This is a genomic window from Ruminococcus sp. 1001136sp1, assembly GCF_039841815.1.
Classification (GTDB): Bacteria; Bacillota; Clostridia; order Lachnospirales; family Lachnospiraceae; genus Blautia_A; species Blautia_A faecis.
Map to the genome: position 1 here is coordinate 51,069 of NZ_JBDPGY010000018.1, position 25,789 is coordinate 76,857.

At 43.5% G+C, this 25,789-nt stretch carries 19 protein-coding genes; 6 read left to right on the forward strand and 13 right to left on the reverse strand.

Annotated features, from left to right (window positions below):
- Positions 1–63: 63 nt before the first annotated feature.
- The 5 genes from ABHC48_RS15660 to ABHC48_RS15680 form a co-directional block, all read right to left on the reverse strand.
- Positions 64–1,905, reverse strand: a complete 1,842-nt coding sequence (locus ABHC48_RS15660; protein WP_207749356.1) for a DUF2194 domain-containing protein — start codon at positions 1,903–1,905, stop codon at positions 64–66.
- Entirely contained in the window at positions 1,881–2,786 is a 906-nt protein-coding gene (locus tag ABHC48_RS15665; RefSeq protein ID WP_118581381.1) for a hypothetical protein, read from the reverse strand. The genes ABHC48_RS15660 and ABHC48_RS15665 overlap by 25 nt, the downstream gene beginning before the upstream one ends.
- Positions 2,783–4,888 carry an NAD(P)-dependent oxidoreductase gene (locus ABHC48_RS15670; protein WP_195700154.1) on the reverse strand — a complete coding sequence of 702 codons (2,106 nt, stop codon included), beginning with the start codon at positions 4,886–4,888 and terminating at the stop codon, positions 2,783–2,785. The genes ABHC48_RS15665 and ABHC48_RS15670 overlap by 4 nt, the downstream gene beginning before the upstream one ends.
- Positions 4,889–5,220: 332 nt before the next feature.
- Positions 5,221–5,946 (reverse strand): hypothetical protein, encoded by a 726-nt coding sequence (locus ABHC48_RS15675; protein ID WP_195700155.1) that lies wholly within the window; start codon positions 5,944–5,946, stop codon positions 5,221–5,223.
- 295 nt (positions 5,947–6,241) lie between these two features.
- Positions 6,242–6,982: a DUF3825 domain-containing protein gene (locus ABHC48_RS15680; protein WP_118581369.1), complete on the reverse strand. Its 741-nt coding sequence runs from the start codon at positions 6,980–6,982 to the stop codon at positions 6,242–6,244.
- A 300-nt stretch (positions 6,983–7,282) separates the two neighbouring features.
- Between ABHC48_RS15680 and ABHC48_RS15685 the strand changes: the two genes are divergently transcribed.
- From ABHC48_RS15685 to rfbD, 4 genes are all read left to right on the forward strand, one after another.
- Positions 7,283–8,479, forward strand: coding sequence for a methyltransferase domain-containing protein (locus ABHC48_RS15685; RefSeq protein ID WP_118581366.1), 1,197 nt, complete (start codon positions 7,283–7,285; stop codon positions 8,477–8,479).
- 195 nt (positions 8,480–8,674) lie between these two features.
- The gene (gene rfbA / locus ABHC48_RS15690) at positions 8,675–9,571 is read left to right on the forward strand and encodes a glucose-1-phosphate thymidylyltransferase RfbA (RefSeq protein ID WP_118581363.1); all 897 of its coding nucleotides are present in this window, start codon (positions 8,675–8,677) and stop codon (positions 9,569–9,571) included.
- 27 nt (positions 9,572–9,598) lie between these two features.
- Positions 9,599–10,618 (forward strand): dTDP-glucose 4,6-dehydratase, encoded by a 1,020-nt coding sequence (rfbB, locus tag ABHC48_RS15695; protein ID WP_021926781.1) that lies wholly within the window; start codon positions 9,599–9,601, stop codon positions 10,616–10,618.
- A gap of 14 nt (positions 10,619–10,632) precedes the next feature.
- Positions 10,633–11,574 (forward strand): dTDP-4-dehydrorhamnose reductase, encoded by a 942-nt coding sequence (rfbD, locus tag ABHC48_RS15700; protein ID WP_195700156.1) that lies wholly within the window; start codon positions 10,633–10,635, stop codon positions 11,572–11,574.
- 151 nt (positions 11,575–11,725) lie between these two features.
- On the opposite strand, the gene ABHC48_RS15705 is transcribed toward rfbD, so the two are convergent.
- From ABHC48_RS15705 to ABHC48_RS15725, 5 genes are all read right to left on the reverse strand, one after another.
- On the reverse strand, positions 11,726–12,703 hold the full coding sequence (locus tag ABHC48_RS15705; RefSeq protein WP_195700157.1) for a DUF4203 domain-containing protein: 978 nt from the start codon (positions 12,701–12,703) through the stop codon (positions 11,726–11,728).
- Between the two features lie 21 nt (positions 12,704–12,724).
- Positions 12,725–13,969 carry a transglutaminase domain-containing protein gene (locus ABHC48_RS15710; protein WP_195700158.1) on the reverse strand — a complete coding sequence of 415 codons (1,245 nt, stop codon included), beginning with the start codon at positions 13,967–13,969 and terminating at the stop codon, positions 12,725–12,727.
- 9 nt (positions 13,970–13,978) lie between these two features.
- Complete coding sequence (locus ABHC48_RS15715; RefSeq protein WP_195408995.1) at positions 13,979–15,490, reverse strand: AAA family ATPase; 1,512 nt, start codon at positions 15,488–15,490, stop codon at positions 13,979–13,981.
- A gap of 82 nt (positions 15,491–15,572) precedes the next feature.
- Complete coding sequence (locus ABHC48_RS15720) at positions 15,573–17,033, reverse strand: VWA-like domain-containing protein (protein WP_195700159.1); 1,461 nt, start codon at positions 17,031–17,033, stop codon at positions 15,573–15,575.
- Positions 17,030–17,917 carry a leucine-rich repeat protein gene (locus ABHC48_RS15725; protein ID WP_173718603.1) on the reverse strand — a complete coding sequence of 296 codons (888 nt, stop codon included), beginning with the start codon at positions 17,915–17,917 and terminating at the stop codon, positions 17,030–17,032. The genes ABHC48_RS15720 and ABHC48_RS15725 overlap by 4 nt, the downstream gene beginning before the upstream one ends.
- A 130-nt stretch (positions 17,918–18,047) precedes the next feature.
- Here ABHC48_RS15725 and pduL point away from each other — a divergent pair, with 130 nt between their 5' ends.
- A complete protein-coding gene (gene pduL, locus ABHC48_RS15730; RefSeq protein ID WP_173716254.1) occupies positions 18,048–18,686 on the forward strand; it encodes a phosphate propanoyltransferase in 639 nt (212 codons plus the stop codon).
- Between the two features lie 226 nt (positions 18,687–18,912).
- On the opposite strand, the gene ABHC48_RS15735 is transcribed toward pduL, so the two are convergent.
- The gene (locus tag ABHC48_RS15735; protein ID WP_272067052.1) at positions 18,913–21,117 is read right to left on the reverse strand and encodes an NlpC/P60 family protein; all 2,205 of its coding nucleotides are present in this window, start codon (positions 21,115–21,117) and stop codon (positions 18,913–18,915) included.
- 344 nt (positions 21,118–21,461) lie between these two features.
- Positions 21,462–22,058 (reverse strand): zinc dependent phospholipase C family protein, encoded by a 597-nt coding sequence (locus tag ABHC48_RS15740; RefSeq protein ID WP_118581340.1) that lies wholly within the window; start codon positions 22,056–22,058, stop codon positions 21,462–21,464.
- Between the two features lie 411 nt (positions 22,059–22,469).
- Here ABHC48_RS15740 and ABHC48_RS15745 point away from each other — a divergent pair, with 411 nt between their 5' ends.
- A complete protein-coding gene (locus tag ABHC48_RS15745) occupies positions 22,470–23,903 on the forward strand; it encodes a polysaccharide deacetylase family protein (RefSeq protein WP_195700161.1) in 1,434 nt (477 codons plus the stop codon).
- Positions 23,904–24,238: 335 nt separating this feature from the next.
- Here the strand turns inward: ABHC48_RS15745 and ABHC48_RS15750 are convergent, their stop codons facing one another.
- Positions 24,239–25,642: an IS1182 family transposase gene (locus tag ABHC48_RS15750; protein ID WP_195700162.1), complete on the reverse strand. Its 1,404-nt coding sequence runs from the start codon at positions 25,640–25,642 to the stop codon at positions 24,239–24,241.
- Positions 25,643–25,789: the final 147 nt, after the last annotated feature.

Here is a 25,789-nt window from a genome sequence, read left to right on the forward strand (position 1 = left end):
TTTTCAATACATATGTTTATGTTACCAATAGTAAAAGACCTTTTGACACTGCTGTCATTATATTTATTCGAACTCAATGTACACATCTTCCTGTTCTGCGCTCAGCAGATACAGATTCCCAGCAGCCTGAGTCAAGTCTCCGCCAGTCACACGCACCGGAGTTCCTTTATTCATTCTCACCATCAGATACGCCTGATCGTAAAAATTTCCCAGATGAAGATGCACTTCCTTGTCTGTAATGTCTTTCTCCACGGTCAGGGCATCATATCTTTCAATGGCACCGGATAACTGGGAGCCTGTAAGATTTCGGAGTGCCGGTGCTGCTTCATTCAGCCAGGTCATGTACTCATCCAGACGGTTTTTCAGCTTTTCCCAGCCAAGGGCAGCGCCTCTGTCCTCATCCAGAAGGTCATCCGGATGCATAAAATGTGTATTTACAAAATGCATATTCAACTCAGACAAAGCAGCCATCTGCATATAATCGTCAATGATCGCACCGGAAATAATACGCGGCTGTTCTACGATTCCATCTTCAGCCACTTCAAACTCCTGCACATAAGCATAGTCGCCGGAAAAATAATTGCTGGCAATAGTACGGATCTTGGGATACAGGGAACCCAGCAGTTTCCTTCCCGCTTCTGACAAAACATTAGAAGGAGGAACATAAACAGACATGGTAGTCTCCGGAAACATTTCTTTTCCAAAATCCATCAGCTCTTTCATTGCTTTTTCCATGGCAGAAAAGCTTGTCCAGGTCTTATAGGGAAGTGCATCTCCATAATCCGTGTCTGACAAGCTGAGCGGCTGATGATTATAACCGTGATAACCCAGTTCCCCGCCCTGATGAAGGATCATATTTCCAAAATACTGGAACCGCTGTACATCATCCTGGCGTTCCGTCTCTCCGTCTGTTTCATCCTCATAATTTTCTATTATAACTCCTGTATATTGCACATTGTGAGCCGTAGCAAGGGCGATCATATCCGGCCACCAGATATTGGTATAGAAATCCGCAATACTGGTGCCATAATCCCTTTTTACATAAGTTCCATCTCCATTTGGAACAGGGGAGGGAAAATCATCCAGATAAAAGACGGATCCGTTGATCACCGGATATACCCCCACATCTGTAAGAAGACTGTAGGATGCAGCAAAAAAGCCTCTGAAAGCTTTTTCATAAAACCCAAAATTATCTACTACAAACTTTCCGTTTCCATAATCAGCTTCCCAGATCAAAGGAATGCCTGACGTATCATCCGCCCAGGCGTATACCCTTGCACGCTGACTCAGCTCCACTGCCCAGGCCGATTCGTAGCCGTCTGTGACTTTGTATGCTTTTCCTCCTCCGACGAGAAACTCACTGTCGAAATAAATGCTGTTTACCATGGCTTCTGTGTAACCCGAAGATACAATTCCAAGCTTCTGCTCAATAAGGGATACATAAGTATCTTTTTGAAGAGTAAGGGCGAACATGGCACTTCCGCCTTCTTTTACCCAGTCGCTGATCTTCAGCACATTTTCTTTCAGCGGACTTAAATCGCTTAAAAGAACGACCACAGTCTCATAATCAGACAGATCATCCGGTATACTTTCATGATTTACATCAACCAGATCAGTACCCACCTTCATGTCCTTAAAGATCTGTTCGAACTGGATCCACGCCATGGTGCTGTTCGCCTGACTGCTGTCTGTAAGAACAAGGCAGGTTGGCTTTAGTGTCTTTACTGCGGTTTCTTCCGTAACCACTTTATCTGCATCCAGATAAGTCAGTTTCTTTGCCTTTTCCCGGTAGGACAGACCGGATCGTTCTGCAAACAGAATAGCTCCTATAAGCAGAAAACAGCCCAGGATCACCAGAATTCCCTTAAATTGAAAAGCTTTCACTTTTTTGATCCATCCAGCCAAAATCCAAGTGCCTCCTTTCCTCTGGAAGAAAGATAGATATGCTCTTCCTTCAATGCCTGTAAGCTCTGTTTCAGTTCTTTCCCCATTTTCCGTTCTGCCAGATACCGAATTTTCCAGATCCAGTATTCTTCACCTCTGTGCCAGTTCTGATCCATGATTTTCAATATTTTTTCTGCCAGAAAAAAATCCCTTTGCACCATAAGATTTTCCATCAGGCAGACACAGGTATGGAGATTCACCTTTTGTTCCAGCTGTTTTAACAAAAGCTGGGTATACTGGTTTCTGTAAATCTGTTCCATCTGCTTCTCCATAAAGCCCTGACTCAGATATTCTTTCAGGAAATCACAGTACTCCTCCAGAATAACAGGATCATCTGGATCATTCGTATATTTTTTCTCAATTTTTTGTAATCTGTAATCATATTCTTTGGACAGTTCCACCATGGCTGTAATCGCATAATGGACTACCTCCACATCCTCATTCATTCGTGCCTGCTTTAATAATTCCACATATTCCCCCGGGTTATCATTCAGAACGTTCATGATCAGTTCCCGGCGCCTGGAAGGATCATTCAGAAGAAGGGCCTCCTCCAGAGGAACCACATCCCTGTCATTTTCCTCCATGGCCGGAAACATGTTCTTATAAATTTCCTCGTTAACCCTGAGCTTTTCAACTCCCACTGTTTTCACCTGATCCGTACCGGAAAAAAGCTGAAAATGTATGAGCAGGACACACACCGGTCCCCAGACTGGTACAAATACGGCAAGAGACAGCATGTACATCTTTGCTTTCAGAAATCCTGTGCGTATTCCTGACCAGATCAGTATGCAGATGATCAGATGAATCGCCAGTGCCGTGATTCCAATTGCTGTTTTTGTCATGATTCCACTCCTGCTGTCTCTTTTCCTACCGGAACATCAAGCACCTTTCCCTCAAATCCATTTCTTTTCAGACGTTCAAGGATGACTGGCAATGCCTTGTCATCTGCCTGGGTCAGGATCAGATACAACTCCCCTTCCGGAGAAATACCACGGATATCGTTTTCTCTGATACAGCGGTCCAGTGCCTCATCCGCATCCTCAATGGTCATATTCCCATACTTCAGTTTCAGAAGGATATAGGATGCCATCTTCTGCTCACGCATAGAATGCTGAAGCTCCAGACTTTTTTCAAAGTATTCCGGCTTCAGGATCCTCGTATTCTCTACATATTTCTTGTATTCCGTGGCTTCCTGATATTCAAGAGCACGTAAAAGTGATGTTTCTACCAGACCACATAAAATCTGAAACAGATTCATATAGTATAAAGTCAGCTGTCCGTTTTTTACCTCCTGAATACAGATCAACATCACCAGACTGCCTTCTTTCCGGATACCAGCCATATACATGGGATAACCTTTTATAAAATCCCGATTTGCCCATACCTGCCCTTTTTCCAGGGTTTCCAGGGCAAGCGTATACTCACTTAATCTGACAGAAGCAGAGTACATTCCCTGAGACTTGGGAGATGCAGCTTCCAGCCTGCCATAGCCGTTTTTCTGACTGAGGGAATAAAACGCAAAGGTTTCATTCTCCAGAACCTCTTCCATAATGTGCATCGTTTCAATAAACAATTCCTCTGGCTGTACAATATCCAGCTTTCTGGTAATGTCAAAAATCTTTCCAAAGCTGTCTTTACTGCCCAGAATTTGTTTTTTGTATCTTTTTTTGTCCTGAAGGGTCGCCTGGTACAAATCACGCATAAAGAGAAATTTTTCCCGGATCAGCTGATTCTCCTCTGATATAAATTCCAGATTTTCCCTGTTTTTCATTCGCACATAACCACACACAGCACCTGCAGCAAAATAAAAGATAAATGGGATCCAGTTAGCTGGTTCGTAAAAAAGGGTATACCACTTTGTTCCCTGGCTTTCATATGCCAGAAGTAAGGATACTGTCTGGGCTGCTGCTCCGGCAATTCCATATCCCAGACCGTAAAGACTTCCAAACAAGACAATAAACACAAGACGCAGATCAATCATCTTAAACTGAGCCTGATTTCCCAGAAAACGCTGCAAAAATTCGAACGCCAGAAAGCAGACCACAAACTCACATACCCGCAGCCATCTTTGGTTCTGATTGAAAAGCCTGGTAAACCGGCTTGCTTTTTCTCCATTGTTTTTTTTGTATTCTTCATACATTTCCGAAATATGATCTAATACTGAAATCTTTGGAAACCAGTTATAGTTTGTTCGGATCTGTCTGTCGTCTTCTTTTATTTTTTCTACAACGGCACTGCTTTTATAGATAATGGAGACCGGGGATAAAACCTTTTTCAGTTCTTCGGTCACATCCTGAAAACAGATGTCAAATACATCTGGAACATTCAATACCTCTTCCTCATCATTCCAGTTATCAAAAAGCTTGTACATCAGTTCTGCCAGATCCATAGAATATAAAAAACAGGCTTTCTGCTCCGAAGCTTCTTGAAAAAACAGCTTCTGGCTCTCTTTCGAAGCTTGGAAAATTCTGTAAAAAAAATCTTTTTTATAGATTCCTGAATATAAATAGGGTACCCGCAGTATTTTTACCTTCAGACCGTACAGTCCCGCATAGCGTCTGCACACATCCTCTGCATTTTGCACCAGCAGAGTCTTGCCTGTTGGTACATCATACATTCCCTCTGGTCCTGTCACGTAAAGGAAATGGCTTTGAACCCCTTTCCTGCAGTATTGCAGGATCTTGCGCAGATTCTCTGCTTCCCCTTCCAGTTCTCCATGTAAGGTCAGATAATTAGAAAAGTATACCACAGCTTCAAATTCGTATGTTCTGAAAATATCTCCAAGTTCCAGTTCCGTCCTGGGAAATGGTCTGGAAATAAGTTCCCTTCTCCGGACTGTCTTTATCATTTTATTTCCAAGTACCATTACCTGACATTCTGGAAATGCTTCTTCTACAAATTCTTCTGTCACATAGCCGGTATTCCCGACCAGCAAAACCTTCATATCCGTCTCTCTCCTGTTATCCTTTAGAATCTCTTCTGTCTGTTTAGGATATCTTATTTCGTTCAAATATCCTATTGACATTTTTACGAAATTTTTTCTAAATTTTATATAATTTTCTTTCAGATTGCAGACACACTTCTTCAAGCTTACCTGGGTGCTGATGTCCATTGTGGTTTTGTGTCTGATTGCCATGGGGCTATATGGAGTTCTCTCTTTTATTGAAAAACACTATCTGAAAAAGCTTTGATGTGAAATGCACCCAGAAAATCCGGCATATTTTTACAGAAAAAGGAAGGGGGACGTGGCAGCTTTCACACGTCTCCCTTCATTATTTACGATAATTCTTCTGCCAGTTTCGTCAGCCATTTCACTGCATTCTCCACATTCTCTGAATTAGCGAGAACTCCGATCTTAACAGGCTCATAGGTCACCTCAAGTTCCTCTGCCAGTTCATCAGAATCAATGGTAATGCTGTATTTGTCATTCTGCTCCCCAAATACCTGGTAAACATCCTCTGGCAAAAGCTCTGCCAGATCCATAAAATACTCATCTTTGAACTCAAAACCGTCCATATAATCTTCGGAACCAATAAGCACATCCACTGCCCTGGCAGATACTTTGGTGGTAAAGGCCATCTGGCTGTAGGATTCCAATGCAACTCCGTCTTCACCGGTGCGCAGGCTTTCATCTACTGTGACGATTTCATATGGATCATCCTGGATTCCCAGCGCTTTCTGTACCTTTTCTTCGGCTTCCTCCTGTTTCGTTCCGTAGGAGTCAATTACCATAACCGTAAGTGCTGTATGGATCCTGGAATTTTCGTAAAGATCTTTTACAAAAAAGGCTATGGCGATCACCGCCACAATGGCTGCCATCTGTGGCTTATAATAGGCCCAGATATACTGAAGCTTTCCCTTCCAGCCCATACTGGCAAGCTTCATTTTCTCAAGTTCACGCTTCTCTTTCTTCGTCAGATCGGTCTCGTGTTTGTAACGGATGTCGTTCTCATCAATTTTCTGCGGTTCTTCCTGATTTTCGTCTTTTAATTCGATTCTCATACATTCTCCTGTGTTCCATAAGAAAATCCAAGGTCTGATTACTGCCTCTCTGATTGATCCAGGACTTGCTGTCTTATGTAGTCCTTACCTCTGATTTTCTCTCTGTGATAGTTTTATATTGTAACACATTTTATATATTTTGAACAGTTTTTCCGAAAGAAAGTCACAGTTCTTTCACACTCTTTATCCCTGTTCACAATCTGCCCCATAACAGCAGGACATTGCCAGGAAACTGCAGCTTTCCGATTGCTGTTCCAATATCCTCTTTGAAGGTATTTCATTTTCTCTAACTTCTTCACGCCCTCAGCCAGCTCCCGTCCAGCCTTGCAAGCAGTCTGGCATTGTGATAGGCCATCCGGAGAGTCAGACAGGTTCGTCCCAGATATTTGGTCCCATCCGGAGTTTTCATACAGGCCAGTGCCAGATCCGGAATTCCCGGATTCTGAAGGCAGATTGGGATTAAAAGCTGAATGGAATGGTTATAATACTGAGGAATTGCAGCCTTGTAGTCTGACTCCAGTATCCGTCTGGTCTGCTGTAAGGCTCCATCAAAAAGCTGTACCCGCATGCCGCTCTCCCTCACTGCGGAAGGAAGCCGCTGCACATTTTCCTCATCATCAAAAATATGCTCATACTGAGGCACCACCGGCAGCTTGGTATCAAACACCAGATCGGAAGGATTTTCCACATAAGCAGCCCTGGGCGGCAGATCCGTAATTTTTATTTTTAAAAGCGAGTAGTCTGTATAAAATCCTTCCAGATACCATTTCTGTCTGTCCGGTACTACATTTGGAACAAAATAAGCATAAATTGGCTGATAATACTGATTAAAGAGTCCTGTATGAAAAAGGGCATATTCTTTCTCTTCCCGTACTTTTCCTTCCTCATACAGTCTGCGGAATGTATTTTCCAGATAACCTTTCAGGATCCCGTTATCCCCGGACTGCCCAAAACTCCACTTCTCAGGGGATATCCTGGCCAGGTTCTGGATCTGCCGGTTATAATTACCGCAGTAGGTAAAATCGAATAGGTTCATGTTAACCTCCTGTCCTTTTTTCTTCTCTTCCTTACATTTTATTGTGGAAAAAGACTGACAGAACTGCCAGTTTTAAGATTCATCTTCGGCCCCGCTGGCCTTGCTTAAAGGGTAGCACACAGATAAAAAAAGCACAAGGAAAAGCGTTCGCCTCTTTGCGACAGGATCTGCCAGTAATATTCCGCAAGCTGTTCTTTTGTAAGTGTAATAAACCATAACCTGCCTCAAACTTTCCATTGCACCCCAGATAAATTTTCCCTATAATATAATATAACATTTGGCAATCCAGGAGGTGTTTTTTTGAAAAAAGACGGCTACTACTCTTCCGGTCAGTTTGCCCGGATGGCTGGAGTAACACTGCGGACCATCCGCTATTACGACCAGCACGATATTCTGAAACCTTCTCTTGTATCCGAGTCCGGCGCAAGATTTTATACTGACACGGACTTTGCAAGGCTGCAGCAGATCCTGCTGCTGAAATATCTTGGATTTTCCCTGGAGGATATCCGGGAGATGACTATCGAAGACCCGGACAGCCATTTTATGCTCAATGCCCTGAATGTACAGCTGAAGCTTGTACAGGACCGGATTGAACAGATGCAGCTTGTGGAAAAAACACTGAAAGATACTGCCCAGGCCATTTCTGAGGAGCATACCGTGGACTGGAGTCGTATGCTGGACCTGATCCATCTGACTGTCATGGAAAAAAGTCTGAAAAATCAGTACCAGAATGCTTCCAACATTTCTTCCAGGATCAACCTGCACAGTCTTTATTCTGTAAACCAGGAAGGCTGGTTTCCCTGGATCTGCCAGCAGTGCCAGATTCATGAGGGAATGAATATTCTGGAGCTTGGATGCGGTGACGGAGCTCTCTGGACCCAGAACTTATCAAAACTGCCAGGGAACATACACATTACCCTTTCTGATATTTCCGAGGGTATGCTCCGTGACGCCAGGCGTGCCATTGGCGGAGAAGATCCCCGTTTTTCTTTCAAAGCTTTTGACTGTCACAACATTCCTCCAAGGATTGGCACCTTTGATCTGGTCATTGCCAATCATGTACTTTTTTACTGTGACGACATTGGAAAGGTGTGCAAAAATGTAACAAAAATCCTGAAGCCAGGCGGACGTTTTCTTTGCAGTACCTACGGTTCCAGACATATGCGGGAGGTCAGCCTTCTAGTCCAGTCCTTCGATGAAAGGATTGCCCTCTCCGCAGATAAACTGTACGAACGCTTTGGCAGGGAAAATGGAACGGATATCCTTTCCCCTTATTTTCAGCAGATTACCTGGAAATCCTATGAGGACGAACTGATTGTCACCGATGCGGAACCTTTAATTTCCTATATTCTCTCCTGCCACGGCAATCAGAACCAGTATCTGCCAGACCGTTACAAGGATTTTCGCGCCCTTGTTAAGAAAAAAACAGAAAATGGGTTCCATATCACCAAGGATGCAGGGGTATTTCTTTGTGAAAAAGTAACAAACTTGAAATAATTATAAAAAAGGTCTTGAAGGTAACGTAAGGTCACCTTCTATAATGTAGCTACAGACTCAGGTCAGGGCAAACAAATGCTGCCCAAAATCCGGCAGCATTCATGAACGACTACGAAATTATGCACCTGACAGCATAAATCAGATATTGTTCGCAATAGGAACAATATAGCAAATCCAACAAAGGAGAACGAAATTATGAAGGGAATTATTTTAGCCGGTGGATCCGGTACCAGACTTTACCCATTGACTATGGTCACATCCAAGCAGCTGCTTCCAATTTATGATAAACCAATGATCTACTATCCAATGTCCGTTCTTATGAACGCAGGGATCCGTGATATCCTGATCATTTCCACTCCACAGGATACCCCACGTTTCAAGGAGCTTCTTGGTGACGGTCATCAGTTCGGCGTATCTCTTACTTACGCTGTACAGCCAAGCCCGGATGGACTTGCACAGGCATTTATCATCGGCGAAGAGTTCATTGGAAATGACACGGTTGCCATGGTTCTTGGAGACAACATTTTCGCAGGACACGGTCTTAAGAAGCGTCTGAAAGCCGCTGTTGAGAATGCAAGCTCAGGAAAAGGTGCTACTGTATTCGGCTACTATGTAGACGATCCAGAACGATTCGGTATCGTTGAATTCGACCAGGAAGGCAAGGCCATTTCCATCGAAGAAAAGCCGGAGCATCCGAAGAGCAACTATTGTGTAACAGGTCTTTACTTCTATGATAACAAAGTTGTTGAGTATGCAAAGAACCTGAAACCAAGCGCCCGCGGTGAGCTGGAGATCACAGACTTGAACCGTATTTACCTGGAAAAAGGTCAGTTAAATGTAGAGCTTCTTGGTCAGGGCTTCACATGGCTTGACACAGGTACACATGAGAGTCTTGTAGACGCAACTAATTTTGTAAAAACAGTAGAAACCCATCAGCACCGTAAGATTGCATGCCTTGAGGAAATTGCTTACTTAAACGGCTGGATTTCCAGAGAAGAAGTTATGGAAGTTTACAACGTGCTGAAGAAGAATCAGTATGGTCAGTATCTGAAGGACGTACTGGATGGCAAATATATGGACGTACTTCACTAATTATAAAAATCAAAGGAGAATTATATCATGAATATTATCGTTACCGGCGGTGCCGGATTTATCGGAAGCAACTTTATTTTCCACATGTTAAAAAAGTACCCGGACTACCGCATCATCTGTCTGGACTGCCTTACCTATGCAGGTAATCTTTCTACTCTGGCACCGGTTATGGACAACCCAAACTTCCGTTTTGTAAAAGAGAGCATCACAGACCGTGAAGCAGTTTACAAGCTTTTTGAGGAAGAACATCCGGATATGGTTGTAAACTTCGCGGCTGAGAGCCACGTTGACCGTTCCATCGAGAACCCTGAGGTTTTCCTGAACACAAACATCATCGGTACTGCTGTTCTTATGGATGCCTGCCGTAAATACGGAATCAAACGTTACCATCAGGTTTCCACTGATGAGGTTTACGGTGATCTGCCACTTGACAGACCGGACCTGTTCTTCACAGAGGAGACTCCGATTCACACAAGCAGCCCATACAGTTCTTCCAAGGCATCTGCTGACCTTCTGGTACTTGCTTACCACAGAACCTATGGACTTCCTGTATCCATCAGCCGCTGCTCTAACAACTACGGCCCATATCATTTCCCGGAAAAACTGATTCCGCTTATGATCGCCAACGCATTAAATGACAAGCCACTTCCTGTTTATGGAAAAGGTGAGAATGTTCGTGACTGGCTGTATGTTGAGGATCACTGCCGCGCTATCGACCTGATCATCCACAAAGGACGTGTTGGTGAGGTTTACAATGTAGGCGGACACAACGAAATGAAAAACATCGACATCGTTAAGATCATCTGCAAAGAACTTGGAAAACCAGAGAGCCTGATCACATACGTAACAGACCGCAAGGGTCATGACATGCGTTATGCTATTGATCCAACCAAGATCCACAACGAACTTGGCTGGCTACCAGAGACCAAATTTGCAGACGGAATCAAAAAGACCATCCAGTGGTATCTTGACAACAAGGAATGGTGGGAGACCATTATTTCCGGAGAGTATCAGAATTACTACGAAAAAATGTACGGCAACCGCTAAGGAGGGCTGTTTTTATGAAACTGTTTGTAACAGGTGTGGCCGGTCAGCTTGGTCATGATGTAATGAACGAACTTAATAAACGCGGATACGAAGGGGTAGGCTCTGACCTTGCCCCGGAGTATAGCGGAATTCAGGATGGTACTGCAGTCACCACAATGCCTTATGTTTCCGTAGACATTACAAATGCTTCTGCTGTGGAAAAAGCCATCACAGAAGCAGGCGTGGACGGAGTGGTACACTGTGCAGCCTGGACAGCGGTAGATGCAGCTGAAGATGAGGACAAACAGGAAATCGTCCGCAAAGTAAATGTTCTTGGTACTGAAAATATTGCAAAAGTCTGCAAAAAGCTGGGCATCAAAATGATGTATCTTTCCACAGACTATGTATTCGACGGTCAGGGCACCACTCCATGGGAGCCAGACTGTAAAGCCTACAAGCCTCTGAATGTTTACGGTCAGACAAAGCTTGACGGAGAGCTTGCAGTTTATAACAATGTTGACAAATTTTTTATTATCCGTATTGCATGGGTATTTGGTAAAAATGGCAAGAACTTTATCAAGACCATGTTAAACGTTGCCAAAACGCATGATACCTTAAAGGTTGTCAACGACCAGATCGGTACTCCAACCTACACCTATGACCTTGCCCGCCTGATGATCGACATGATTCTCACTGACAAATACGGTTACTATCACGCAACCAATGAGGGTGGCTATATCAGCTGGTATGATTTCACTAAGGAAATCTTCCGTCAGGCTGTTGAGCTTGGACACACCGAGTATGCTGAAGATAAAGTAACAGTTCTTCCTGTTACCACCGCTGAATATGGAGTTTCCAAGGCAGCACGCCCATTTAACAGCCGTCTGGACAAAAAGAAGCTGGTAGAAAACGGATTCACCCCTCTTCCAACCTGGCAGAATGCTCTGGCAAGATACTTAAAGGAAATTGAATTCTAATTCACAAAACAAAGCGCAGCCAATTTCAAAATCAATTGACTGCGTTTTCTTTATAAGTCAAAAATCCCGGAACATTATTTGCTCCAGGATTTCATAGTTTTTATTTACTTTCCTCTGTCTTCCTCTCTGATATCCCCAAAATGGTTTTCACCTATCTGTTCTTCTGATAAGGGCTGGCGCTGTTTTTTCGCTTGTTCTTGTTTTTACGTCTTTTCTGCGGTGTCCTCTTGTTCTCACCATAATAATCTTCCAGATATTCCTCAATCACATCTTCCTCGTCCACGCCATACTCATCCAGAATCTCATCAATCTCTTTATCATCCGCATCAGACAGATCATCATCTAAATCATCTTCATACTCTTCCGGACACTTTCTGTACTGCTCTCTGGAAGGATTCTTTTTATCATCACGCTCTTTCTTCCTTCTGTGCTTTGTCTCGCTTTCAGCCTCCTCCCAGTCAGCTTCTTCCCGTTTCTGTCGTCTTTCTGGTACTTTCCCCTGATCCTCATCTTCCTCGTCATCGTAATCATCGTCATATTTCGGCTTATTAATGGCAAACTGGATCAACATTCCCACAAGGGCGAACCCAATGGAAAAAATAATTCCAAAAGGAATTTCCTCCATTTTTGCCAGCTTGGCAGCAGAAAAGCCACTTAAGATACCACCCAGAATACTGGTTCCCACAATGATCACTTCTCTTTCATAGCGAAGCGCCAGCATTCCGAGACCTACTCCCGCCAGAAGACAGATGAAAAAGCTGAAAGAAGTAGTCGGATGGATAATATATACAGTAATCGTCAGCCCAATTCCTGCTCCCATAATAAAAATACCGGCCTTAAACACTGCAAAGGAAAGAATGGCAAGTACCAGTCCTACCCCGATCATTCCCACTGCATAATACACTTTTTCTCCGAATCCGATCTGATGAATGGCAAATAATCCGATTCCTGCTCCAATGAGAAATCCAAAGATCATCATCCAAAATCTTAAAAGACGGTATCCGAGTACACAGTTCATAATTCCAAACACAAGCACTACTCCAAATAAAACCATGGACAAAGTACCTGCGATCTGCATATCCCGAACTCTGTATGCAATATTCATAATATTTTTTAAAATATCAACCATATCTGTTTATACCTCTTCCTTTTAAAACATATAATAGATAGTTTTCATATTTTCCAGAATTCCATAATGATACTCTACCTGACTCATTCCATATATAGTCATATAATATCTTGCAGCCTCCTGAATGGCATCTCCGTTGATCCAGTCTGCTCTGGCCTGTTCAAAAGCTTCCTGCGATGAAAATTTAAACCTTACTACTGCAGCCCCGTTATTCAGCCTCATCTGGCAGTATGCCAGGATCTCCTGATAGTCATAACTGTCAAAGCAGCCCTGGTTCAGCACATAAAAATTCATATCTGTTGCAGAACACGCCGGAACCGTAAATTCAGCAGAGGGTGTATATGTCATCTCATACTCCTCCGGGAACGGACACAGATAATCATACAGGATTGTCTTATGTTCTGCAAGCTGGACTGCATCGCCCTCCAGAAATTCCGGCTGGTCACCGTTGGTCGCATCAAAATAGTAATCATTTCCATTCAAAGTGATAATATTCCAGGCATGTCCCTCTGTACTTCCGGCAGTACTGCCTTCCACGTAAATACAGGGCACTCCAAGATATTCCAGCAGATACTGGGCAGCCCCTGCATATCCGGCACACACTGCCTGCCTCCTCCAAAAGATTCCTGCCATGCTCTGGTCGTCCTCAGATTCCTGATATTCGGCAGTATCGATCAGATAAGTATAAACTGCTTTCGCCTTTTCATAATCATCCGCCCCCTCTGAGACCAATGCACTTACCTCCTGACAGGCATTGTCAGCAGCTGCCTGTATCTCCTGGATTTCCTCATCCGTATAACTGTAACCAGGAGAAAACATACAATAATTGGCATTTGAGAAGGTTGTTTTATATACCTGCTTCCGGTTATGCACCCAGAACAGCTCCGGATGATCCATAAGCACCGCATGGTAAACCTTATTTACAGTGTCATCCTCATAGATCGTAAGGTAAAATTCTTTCTCTTTTGCCCGGATTCCTTCTATTATTTCCCGATAGCCCCGCTGTTCTTCTTCATTCAGCTGACTAAAATAGTATTCCTGGCGCAGTCCCTGTGTGTCGGTATCTGCCACCTCCTGCTTCCGCAGTTCCTGGACTTCTTTCGGCTCTCCGGAAAAAATCTCCGGAGCGTTATCCAGAATTCCCTCTCCCACCTTTACAAACAAATCGTCCGGCTCATACTGCTGCTGATAAACATAGACTCCCAGGGAAATTGCCACTGCAAACAGAAGAATAAAAATAAATTTCCATGGTTTTCTTTTTCTCATTCAGCCTCCTTACCCAAGCTGCCGGATCCGTTCCAGAATATCTCTGGTGTTTTCCCGGAATAAAAGTTCCTTATTGTAGCGGTAATATCTTTCACAGGAATATTCCTGAAGAAAAGCCACTGCAGGACTGCTGGTATTCAGTTCTGTAATAAATACCACAAGTTCCTGTCCACCCGCAAAAGCACTCTCCATAAAATCAAAAGCATATTCAAGCTGCTTCGCCGCCTTGTCAAAACCATTGTCATATTCTTCTTTTTCCGCATTAAACCAGCCTCTGAGAAGGGAAAAAGCAGACTGGCCATCCTGTACATTCTCTTTCTTCAGATCCATCACATATTTTTCCAGGGTATCCAGAACCTGCTGGTCATGATGGAGGTCCTCCCTGGACAAAAGCCCTGCTTTCTTCTTTGCCAATGAGTCTGACTGGAAGCGGTTCTTTACATCCTCCAGATAAACCAACGGCTGCTCCTTCTGCGCTCCCATAAGAGGCTCTTTCGCCTCTTTTAAAATATCAAAAATGCTGGCAAGCTTCTCTTCTTCTTCCTGCACATTTCCAAAGACTTTGTTCAGTCTGGAAAGAAGAAGTCCGGTGACACTCAGCTTTTCATCAAAGGAAGCATGTGCCGCCTTTTTTACCAGAATATCATCAATATGGCCGCTTAAAACCTCATCGATCTGATAATCCGTACGGTACTTGTAGAAAAGTTCCAAATAGCTGGCGAAATCTCTTGCAATCTGCGGATGCTGGATATACTGGACTACCACGTCCTTATCCACGGTTTTCTCCAGTTTTTCATATACCCGTATCAGTCTGGACAGATCCTCCCATCCTCTTGGAGTAGCAAAATTTTTGCCATCTACTGTGCTCTCCATCTTATAAAAATTAGCCGGTCTTGTATTCAGATAGGAAATCACTGCAGGGTGAACGCCTTTTGCGTAAGCATACTCTCTCCATGCGTCAAAATCCGGCTCCACCTGGATTTTCTTCACACGGTCCATGGTCACCACATCAAATTCACGGACCGATTTATTGTACTCCGGTGGATTACCGGCAGCTACGATCAGCCAGCCTTCCGGGATCTTGTGGCTTCCAAAGGTTTTACACTGAAGAAACTGCAGCATGGCAGGTGCCAGTGTCTCGGAAACACAATTGATCTCATCAATAAACAAAATCCCCTCTCGAAGGCCGGATTCCTGGATTTTCTCATAGATAGATGCTACGATCTCGCTCATGGTATATTCTGTAACTGCCATCTCTTTTCCGTCAAAATTCTTTCTGGAAATAAAAGGAAGTCCAATTGCACTCTGTCTGGTATGGTGGGTAATGGTGTAAGAAACCAGTCCCACCTTACATTCCCGGGAAATCTGCTCCATGATCTGTGTCTTGCCGATTCCAGGGGCGCCAATAAGAAAAACAGGGCGCTGGGCCATAACCGGTATCTCATACTCCCCGTATTCATTTTTCAAAAGGTAAGCTTCTATTGTATTGCGTATTTCTTCCTTCGCTCGCTTGATGTTCATAATATTATATTCTCCTCGTCTTTACAGATTGGCTCTAATCTACATATCCTGCTTTACAGGAAATTTGACACAGAAAGACTTTTTAAACAGACTCCAGGTCCTCTTCATCGAGAATCAGCCTGATCGCCCATGGCGGCACATCAATGTCCTGATAATCCTCCTTCATAAATACAAAAGCTGTCTCATACGGAGGCATTTTTGCCGGATAAATTCCATAACCATCTGTAAAATAAATCAGTCCCCGAAGTTTTGTAAACTTCTTCACTCTCATAAGCTGTTCCACATAGGCAAAAGCAGGGCGAAAATCTGTGCCGCCCCCTCCTTTCACTATGAAATGGGACATATATTCCTTCAACTGCATGGCATTTTCAATCACCACATCAGACTGGATTTTCTCGTCACACTGAAGAATGTGTACGTGAATCCGCCTGAAAAAGCTCTCAGATTCACTGAGCACACTGTAGGTTTCCTCCAGAAACTTCCGGACAAGCTCTCCTTTACAGGACATGGAAGTGTCAATAACGATCACAAAATCTTCCACCTTCCGCTCTTCTTTCGTTTCTAAGGGCTCGATCAGCGGCATATTGCCATACAGATTCATTCCATAATTGTAAAATATATAATCGAAAGTGTCCATATCAACTTTCATTTCTTCTTTCAAAACAGAAAATTTCCGCAGAAATTCTTTATAATCATAGCGATTTTGATTCTGGGCACGCAGCTGGTCTACCAGAGTTTCTCCGCCTTCTCCCGCTTCTTTTGAAAAAGTTTCCATCTCTGTCTGCATGCGGTTGCGGATGTCGTCCCAGTTCTTTTTCCGCTGGGACATCTGAGGACTGTTTGGATGGTTTTCATACCACTTACCATGGTCATCCTGAGTAAACTCACGGCGCAGCTCCTGCATTTTATTTTCCGGCAAATGAAGAGTCTGAAGCCTTCGGTAAATTCTCTGAGCCGTCATTACCTTTCCCTCTTCCAGTATCAGCTTCAACGCCTGCCTCTTCACCATAGATGCCGGCTGATGCACACATTTCAGATAAAGCCCGTCAATGATATTTTCCACTGTAATGTCACATGCAAGATTCCAGTACTGGACATCCACAGCAGGATTTCCTTCTTCATCCTTCTCTGGAAAACAGTGGAGAAAAATGCAGTGTAAAAGGCTGTGAAGATAGATTCGATTCACCTTTTCCTGGCTTCTCCTGAACTGTTCCATCAGTTCTTCCGGCTGATAGTACAGGACAGTTCCATCCGTTCCAACAGGATGAACGCCCATATCTCCCTGAAAGAAAAGTGCTGACAATGCGCAGTCCATAAAGCGCATATTCAGGTACAACTGGTTTCTGGCACTGGACAAAATATCCTGGCAGATGCTTTCTGCCGCCAACGCACGATCCCAGGCGTCATGTACCGGATTTACCTTGTACAAAGTATTTTGCCCATATGTCGGACTTATCTGGTAAGCAGCTTTTCCCCCCTGCGCTTTATATAACGAATCTTCCTCATGTAATGAATTCAATTTTTTCTCTTCTGAACCACTCATAGTTCAAAACTTCTCCTTTTCGATGGAAAATGCAGTCTCTGGTACTCCATAAGCATACTTAAAATCTCCGGAGATTTCACTTTGTCTGCCAGATTTACCAGACCTGTAAACAGTTCTTTCTGCCCAGGTTCCAGGGGATACGTGTGAAGAAGCCATTCCAGCTCTTCTCCTCTTTTCTGACGGATAAAATCAGAAGCAATCTGTTCTATATGCTCCTTCAGGTACTGCTCGTACTGTATTTTCGCCTGTTCTGTCAGCCCTGTCGGCCAGTTCAGTCTGCCATATACCATTTCTCTCAGGAAATCTGATGATTCCTGGGCTCTCGCCATCTCAAAACGCTTGTCATACTCCAGAAAATGAAATACTTTTCCCTGAAAGCAGTTTCTGTAATACAGACCGCTTCCATGCACCTCAGTCATCAATATCCTGGCAGGAGTATTTTCCACACCTTCCTCATAATATTCCGGAAACCAAAGCATGGCTTCCACTTTTCCATATAAATGTACCCGCAGCTCCTCCCCAACTTCTGAAAGGATCTCTTTCAGCCCGGATTGTTCATCATTCATCAAAACTTCCATTCTTCGGATCCTGTGGCACCCTGTAAAAGCTCCACTTCCAAGATCAGTAAAATCACTGGAAAACCATAGCTCTTCCAGATTCCGACAGTTATAAAAACCGTAACGGCCTATTTTCTGAACTCCCAAGGGAATCCGTATGACCTGACAGCTTTTCCCGGAAAAAAGATATTCAGCCAGTTCTGTGACCGGTACTCCGTCGATCTGTTCCGGAATTTCCACAATCTGAGGATCCCCATCAATTTCCATTACTGCAGCATGATCTTCCTTAATATCAAAGGTAAAACCGCTGTCTGTATGTTTTTTCATTTCATACACTCCTGTATATGTGCCTGTAAAAAAAGGCTTGCTATTTTTTCTCATTAATATTAAACTTAATCTATTGCAGTGTTAAAACAGTACTGATGTTCACACTCTATATAATATCGGAGGAATTTCCATGAGCATTAAAATACCGATTGAAACCTCAGCACGGCATATTCATGTTTCCCAGGAGGATTTCCAACTCCTGTTTGGAGAGGATGCCCAGCTTCATTACATAAAGGAATTAAGCCAGCCTGGACAGTATCTCTGCCAGGAACGTCTTACAGTAAAGGGGCCTAAAGGTGAGTATCAGAATATGGCCATTCTAGGTCCTTTTCGTAAAGAAACCCAGATTGAGCTTTCCCTTACAGATACCCGCAAGATCGGTCTTCCCGGTCTTATCCGCCAGTCTGGTGATACTGTCGGCTCCCCTGGCTGCACTCTCATCGGACCCAAGGGCGAACTTATCCTTGATCACGGTGTCATTGTTGCCAAACGTCACATTCACATGACTCCGGCAGATGCTGTTACTTTGAAGGTCAAAGATAATGACGAAGTTTTTGTCCTGACCAAAAGCTTCGGCCGCGCTCTTATTTATGCAGATGTGGTAGTACGTGTAGACTGGAGTTACCGCCTTGCCATGCACGTAGATACCGATGAGGCCAATGCTTTTTCCAATGAAAAAGAGCCTTATGGGGTAATCGTAAAATTCTTTGATGATAACTATAATACGGATAAATGGATTGAAGACGTATTGTCCGGTATTAACCGCTAAATGTCAGGGCATACTCTGTGACTCCATTTTATTATTGTTCACTGGTGACATTCCGCAAGGTGTTTTTTGTGAACAGAGTGAACAGTAATTCCATTTTCTTGCAGCAGCATATGCCAGTCACAGCCTCCCGGAGCCTGTCTGAAAATCAATTCTGTAATCTGTTCACTCAGTCTATACAAATGAAAAGTGCTTCCTGCCCGAATCCGGGTGTGGAAGCACTTTTGCGTCACTGAATTCCAATTGTCGCCGCCAACAGCTCCTGAAGAGAATTGGTAACCATAATTCTGGAAAAATCTACTGTCTGGGCTTTATTAACTCCCGCAGTACCTGCTGCCTCATTACTGCCAGCTTCCATCTCTGCGGCATCTCCGTATGTCACCTGACTAAATACACTTACATGCTGTCCTGCATCAAACAGTTCCTGAAGGCTGTTTGCGACATAGAGGCTTCCCGGTGAAACAGTTCCGTCTCCGGAAGCATCTATGGTAACCGTATCCATATCTCCTGTTGTAACAAGGTTCGCCTTGATCAGATCCTGAAGGTTATTGGATACGTCAATTCCTGTGATATACTGGGTATTGGCTATAGTTTTACCACTCTGTCTCATTTCCTCTACCTGCTGTGCGTTCGGATAGAAGGATGGCTGACGGATGTAACGAAAGCTTGCACTATAAGCCTCTCCTACTGTAACACCATTCTTGCTGGAAGAACAATGTACAACGATCCAGTCTCCTGCGTCAGTTTTTCCACAGATAATACCAACATGGTTGGCACTTCCTGCTTCTGGTCCTCTCTGAAAAACCAGGTCACCTGGCTGGGCATCCGCCTCACTTACCACGTTCGCTCTGCCCCACTGGTCTGAGGTACCGCTTCCTACAGCTGCGATCATAGCCTGATTCTCATAGCCATTGATCACTGCCCAGGTAACAAAACCGCTGCAGTCAAGGCCATAAGCACGTAAAGTACCGGTACTCTGACTTCCCTCTGCGCTTACCTGCTGTACTGCGCCCCAGCTTGGATCCATTCCGATCACAGTAGACTTGCCGCCCCAGAAATACCCTACCTTACCAACCAGTGAATAAGCAGCTGCAATTACGTTTACACGCTCTTCTGAAACGTCATCGCCAACACTCTGTCTTACAAAGCCCTTGGCTGCTGTAACGGTTGCACAAAGAAGCTTGCAGTCTGTTTCAAGATATTTCTTCAAAATCCCCCTCTCATCCTTGGGGATCTTATTCTCTTTAATGTAATGGTTAATATGGTAATTTCCATATGTAACTCTGTTAGAATTACTTTCGTCCTTCACAACAGGATTCATCCTGGCAAAAATAGCTGCCAGATCATCCTTACAGGAAGAATCCAGCGTAAAAGAAGTGGCACCATCAAGGCTCTTCTCATAGACATATATGGCAAGTATATCCTGCCAGTTGCGTACAAGAAGGGTATCTGCGGATGTGGTAACACCACCTTCGGAATCAGATACATCTGTCAGTTGATTGGCAGCTTTATACTCTGTCTCAATCTGCTCCATAACATCTGCAAAATCATCAGAAAATGACAGCTGATAGTTCTCCTGCAGGCTGTTCAGATAAAATTCCTTGCCTGCATGAAGATTAGATGCATAGTAGACTGGGGTTCCATTAAGTGCCTGCGTTGTGGTGCTGTCAATCTTATCTGCATCTTTATCGTCTGCTGCCCCGGACAGCTGGCTGATCGTCTTCTCCATATCGATAAGAAGCTTGTAATTAGTAACAGCAGCCTTCTCCTGGTCTGAAAAGCTGTTATAGGTCTTTCTCAGGGCTTTGACTTTTTTCTTCTTTTTCTTATCTAATTCCTGCTTGAAGGTTTTATCAATGTCTTTGATCAGGGCACTTACCTTCTGCTGGCTCTCTGCTGAAAGTCCAGGAGTCACAGTGGGGGTCACCTCAGGTGCAGCACTAGGCTCTGGTGTCACTGTGGGGGTATCGTCCGGCGTTGCACTAGGTTCTGGTGTCGCGCTTGGTTCTGGTGTCGCACTTGGTTCTGGTGTCACCTCAGGTGTATGATCTGGCGTCACACTTGGAGCCGGTGTCACTGTAGATGTATGATCTGGTGTTTCACTTGGAGCCGGTGTCTCTGTAGGTATATGATCTGGTGTAGTAGGCTCTGATGGGATCTGTGTAGGCTCAGCTGGTGTTTCTGTGGGCTCTGATGGCGTCTGTACAGACTCTGCTGGTACCTGTGCCGGCTCTGACGTTGTCTCCGAAGGTGCGGAAGGCGTCTCTGCCGATGCCTGCTCTGATGAAATCGGCTCTGCTGCCGCTTCCCGGGCAGCTGTTTCTGTTTCTGACAAGGCTGTCTCTTCTGAGGCAAAAACACTGGCCGTTCCTGTAAAGGATATCGCAGCTGCCATAGTAATACATAAACATTTTGTCAGATATTTATTTTTCATATTCAAAAGATGCTCCCTTCTATTCATGAACATCCCTTTACTCCCCTATATAAAGGTATGCATTCTTACCTTAAAGACAGTTCGCATTAAGTATTAACATGCATTATTGTAGCATACTAACCCTTCTAAATCAACTATCCTCAAAATATACAGACGTATTTTCGTGATTTTTCATTTTTTCTTCACAATTTCTGTACAGATTTAAGTGAAAGCGTTTCCCACTTGCTAAATACCGTTTTTATCGCAGCAGCGAATAATTCATTTTTTCTGCTGTACAAAAAAATACCAGTCCCGGTACTCACAGACAAGCTGCTGTGATCTCCCGGCACTGGCTCTTCCCATTATCAGCATGCAGCCGGAATCAGAATATCCTCTCTGCCAAACTGCTTCGCAGCCAGCTGCAGGATTCCATGAATAACCTGTGAACAGATTCTGAGAATATACTGAACATCCTCTGCAATATTACGCTCCTTAAGAAGATATCTTTCATGGGCATTTCCAATATACTCCACCAGTTCCCTGAAGCTTCCGAAATTCACTGGAAGAATGACCATACGATCTGCTGCCCCACTCTCTATGTAGCGCTTCAGATGGTTCTTAAGATGCTTCTCGTATTTATTATGCTCGTACAGATTCCCGGTAAAGTTCTTATTATGGGGAAAAGTAAAATAATCTGCCATATAATGCATCACTTCGCCAAACCTGCGCCAGTAAACGCGCTCCTTGCTTTCTTTGGGATCATTGTCAATAAGAGCTTTCATCTTACCCTGGATTTCCTCGAAGGTGCCGAAATATTCATGCTTCTTTGTAAGAAAAGATGGCTTGATATCCGGAAGAATGCTTCCAAGGCAGAACGCCTTTCTGTGGGACTGCAGACTCTTAGTGGCAGGCATCTGGTCTGCCAGATATCTGGCTACCAGTATATGGGATTTTTTACGCAACCGCTTCCTCTTCTTTCCTGTTCTTATCCATTGTAACAGATAAAAAACAATAAACTGTAAAAAGCTTTTGTATCTGCTTTTCAAATCATCGTTATCACAACTTAATATAGCAGAATCTCTGTCAAATTTCAAATAAACATTTTCTGATTTTCTGTGAAATATTTTCCAATATATCGTTAAATTGCACAATTATATTCAGCACGTAAGCCGGTCTTGTTTTTTTTCGTCATATATTGTATTATTAGGTTACTGTACAGCTGAAAATCATGCAGACCCATGATTTCTGTACATTGCAAAGTGTGTTGCTGGTCACAAAGTGAACCGTAACATGATCCAAAAAATGAAATGCTGCCAGCGAACAGTAATGAAATACACTGGCATCATGAAATCGTTACATAAAGGAGGAATTATATGCCTGGCCATAAACCACGGACGAATAAAGGGCTGGCTATAGCTGCTGTTCTTATGTGTCTTGCATGCGGAGTTTCTTTTACCCAGTCTTCCGCTTCGCACTCACCCATTACAGATACCCAGACCCCAGACATGTTCGTAGCTGGAAATACAGATGATTCCCAGATTCAATCTGATGGTGCGGCAGCTGAAAATACCGATGCAGGAGAGGAGAACACACCGGAGGATGTCATTCCCACCGAAGCGCCTGCTGCAGATACCCCGGCACCTGATACCCTTTCAGGTTCAGACACTTCTTTTGAGGTCTCTCCGGAAGCTTCCCAAGGGGCGTGGACACCAGTTGACAGCAACTGGTATTTTCTGGTAAACGGAGAAGGTTATAAAGGCTGGCTCACAGATACAGACGGACACCGCTATTACTTCAATGACAAAGGCGTTATGCAGACCGGATGGCTTGAGCTTGATGGCAAGCGCTACTACCTCAATGCAGATGGAGTTCTTCAGACTGGTGACGTGACAATAGACGGCGAAATTTATCACTTTGGCGCTGACGGTGCACAGCAGGGTGAACCGACGACGGCAGATGATAGTTCCAATCAGGATCTTGTATTCTACATGAATACTACATCAGATTCTTCGAATGCTGACAATCTCACAGCTTCTGCGACAGGTGCTTCCACACCGGCTGCAGAAGCTGATATTTCTTCTGATCGAAATGAAGATTCCAGAAAAGCTTCTTCCGAAGTCGATGATCCTTCTGAAGCCTCTTCTGCAGCATCAGAAGTCTCCCCTGTACCGGAAGCCTCCGTTACTTCGGAACCGACTGTCTCTCCGGAGCCAAAGGGGATGATTGCCCTCACCTTTGATGATGGACCCAGTGATTTTACAGACCGTCTTTTGGATTGTCTGGAAGCAAACAATGTAAAAGCTACTTTTTTCCTGGCAGGTCAGGAAGTGGAATATTTTCAGGAACCTGTAAAGCGTATGGAGGAGCTTGGATGCGAGATTGGAAACCACTCTTATGATCACCCGGATCTCACCACGCTTTCCGCCGATGATGCTGCAAGTCAGCTTTCCCGCACAGATCAGCTGATCCAGGATCTCACAGGGCACATTGCCACTGTTGTGCGCCCCCCTTATGGTTCTTACAATGACACCGTAGCAGAGACTGCAGCAAGGCCTCTGATTTTGTGGTCTGTGGATACTCTGGACTGGGAAACACAGAATGCAGATTCCACAGTACAGAATGTAATGGACAACGCCAGTGATGGACAGATTATTTTAATGCATGATATTTTCAAAGAATCTGTGGATGCTGCTGAAATTTTTATTCCGCAGCTGCTGCAGGAGGGCTATCAGCTGGTAACAGTAAGCGAGCTGGCTGCTGCAAAGGGAATTACATTGGAAAACGGAACCGCTTATGGATCGTTTTGATTTGGCGTGTCCCAAGTTCAAACGCCTTATCGTGCAAGCACGAACGGCTTTTTGACCTTTTGACACTGGTATCATAATATAGCACTACATAAAAACCAGAGTATCGTTTTCAGGAAATCAGCAACTATACTCTGGTTTATTCTATATATTTTTTCAAAATCGAGTAGGAGGCGGTGACTAACCGCCGTCCTCTCACACCACCGTACGCCAGACTGTCTAACAATTCAAAAATTCAGTCTGATGTAGACGGTATTTTTATCTTCGATTTTTTTAATACCATTTTTATCTTTGTTTTTCACATGAATTACATGTGTTCCCCTCTGTTACATCATACATTATTCAAACCTCATTACTAATTCTTCTGTTGAAAACATGCTTAATAATCGCTTAAAGTTATAAGCGATAAACATAGATGCAGCTTCTGCGTCAACATTCTCTTGTCTGCGTCGAAGAAAGAAATTATATCCGAGGCTCCTTTTTATAGTCCCAAATGGATGCTCCACGATACATCTTCTCTGTTTATAAACCTCGTTATTATTTAGTGTTTCATTATACACAGTTTCAAGAACATCTTCATGTACCCAACGCTGTATCGTTCTTCCAGATGAAGAAGTAGTGCAGTCTTTTTTATATTTGCATGAATTGCAGTCTGTACACTTATATTTGCGATACTTCATACCATTCTTCGAAGTGTTTTCAAAAAATCGTAATCTATTTCCTGCTGGGCATGTGTATTCATCAGTCTCACCATTATAGATAAACTTTTCTTTGCGAAATTCATTATCTTTTGTAGCATTATTCGCTTTAGCTTTTTTTATAAAGACATTCATTCCAGCATCAACGCATTTTTTTATCTCCGTTCCGTTATAATAACCTGTATCTGCAAGAACTGTAGAAGACTCTTTTTCTAAAAGTTCGGATGCTTTTTGTGCCATAGTATAAAGCTGGTTTTGATCATTTATATCATTAGTCGTCGAAATATCTACAACGAAATGATTCTTTGCATCTACAACAGACTGTACATTGTAGCAGATATCCAATGAACCGTTATTTTTCATCCTTCTTGAATCAGGATCTGTCAAACTCTTTTGTTCCAGTCCTTCATCTTTTAATTCCTGTTTTTGTGTAAGATACTGTTCTTTTAACTCTTGATAGGTTTTTAGTTTATCTGTAAGGTCATCTGCCGGCACCTCATCTTTAGCGATTGCCATAAGATATGCATTTATCTGAGCTTCTGCATATTCGATTTTTTTATATAAACCGCTTTGCGTAATACAATTATGCTTGCTGTTTTGAGCATGGATCTTTGTTCCATCAATAACAATCAGTTCGCCATCAATGAGTCCCCAACCTTTGAGAATAAGGGTAAGATTTCGTAATGTATTATGAAACGCAGCATTGTTCTTCTGAACAAACCCTGCAATAGTACCATGATCAGGTGTTATGCAGTTTACCAGCCACATTAATTCAAGGTTGCGTTTTGCTTCTGTTTCCAATGCGCGGCTAGAACGAATCTTATTTAAATAACCATAGATATGAAGTTTTAATAAATCAGATCGGCGATAAGGTGATTGTCCTCGATTCCTACCGCTATACTCTATAAAACCCAGATTTTCTAAATCTAAGGATTCTACATAAGAATCTATTACTCGGACAGAATTATCCTTACTTATTAAGTCGTCTAATGAAGTGGTTATCATTCTTGTCTGATATCTATCTGTGCCAACAATATATGCCATAACGAATCCCCCTACGATACTGTATTTGGTAGTTTTATTATAGCATTTTTCTTAATTGTTAGACAGTCTGGCGTACCGTTCGGTACACGGCGGTTTCAATAGTTGACGTGCACAGACTGATAGGCTGTGGCTAAATCATAGAAGCCA

Bases quoted from the DNA above. Each gene is read 5' to 3' on its own strand.
- ABHC48_RS15665 (WP_118581381.1), bottom strand. From the start codon at position 2,786: ATGACAAAAACAGCAATTGGAATCACGGCACTGGCGATTCATCTGATC.
- ABHC48_RS15670 (WP_195700154.1), bottom strand. From the start codon at position 4,888: ATGAAGGTTTTGCTGGTCGGGAATACCGGCTATGTGACAGAAGAATTT.
- ABHC48_RS15675 (WP_195700155.1), bottom strand. From the start codon at position 5,946: ATGAGAATCGAATTAAAAGACGAAAATCAGGAAGAACCGCAGAAAATT.
- ABHC48_RS15680 (WP_118581369.1), bottom strand. From the start codon at position 6,982: ATGAACCTATTCGATTTTACCTACTGCGGTAATTATAACCGGCAGATC.
- rfbA (WP_118581363.1), top strand. From the start codon at position 8,675: ATGAAGGGAATTATTTTAGCCGGTGGATCCGGTACCAGACTTTACCCA.
- rfbB (WP_021926781.1), top strand. From the start codon at position 9,599: ATGAATATTATCGTTACCGGCGGTGCCGGATTTATCGGAAGCAACTTT.
- rfbD (WP_195700156.1), top strand. From the start codon at position 10,633: ATGAAACTGTTTGTAACAGGTGTGGCCGGTCAGCTTGGTCATGATGTA.
- ABHC48_RS15705 (WP_195700157.1), bottom strand. From the start codon at position 12,703: ATGGTTGATATTTTAAAAAATATTATGAATATTGCATACAGAGTTCGG.
- ABHC48_RS15710 (WP_195700158.1), bottom strand. From the start codon at position 13,969: ATGAGAAAAAGAAAACCATGGAAATTTATTTTTATTCTTCTGTTTGCA.
- ABHC48_RS15715 (WP_195408995.1), bottom strand. From the start codon at position 15,490: ATGAACATCAAGCGAGCGAAGGAAGAAATACGCAATACAATAGAAGCT.
- ABHC48_RS15720 (WP_195700159.1), bottom strand. From the start codon at position 17,033: ATGAGTGGTTCAGAAGAGAAAAAATTGAATTCATTACATGAGGAAGAT.
- ABHC48_RS15725 (WP_173718603.1), bottom strand. From the start codon at position 17,917: ATGAAAAAACATACAGACAGCGGTTTTACCTTTGATATTAAGGAAGAT.
- pduL (WP_173716254.1), top strand. From the start codon at position 18,048: ATGAGCATTAAAATACCGATTGAAACCTCAGCACGGCATATTCATGTT.
- ABHC48_RS15735 (WP_272067052.1), bottom strand. From the start codon at position 21,117: ATGAAAAATAAATATCTGACAAAATGTTTATGTATTACTATGGCAGCT.
- ABHC48_RS15745 (WP_195700161.1), top strand. From the start codon at position 22,470: ATGCCTGGCCATAAACCACGGACGAATAAAGGGCTGGCTATAGCTGCT.
- ABHC48_RS15750 (WP_195700162.1), bottom strand. From the start codon at position 25,642: ATGGCATATATTGTTGGCACAGATAGATATCAGACAAGAATGATAACC.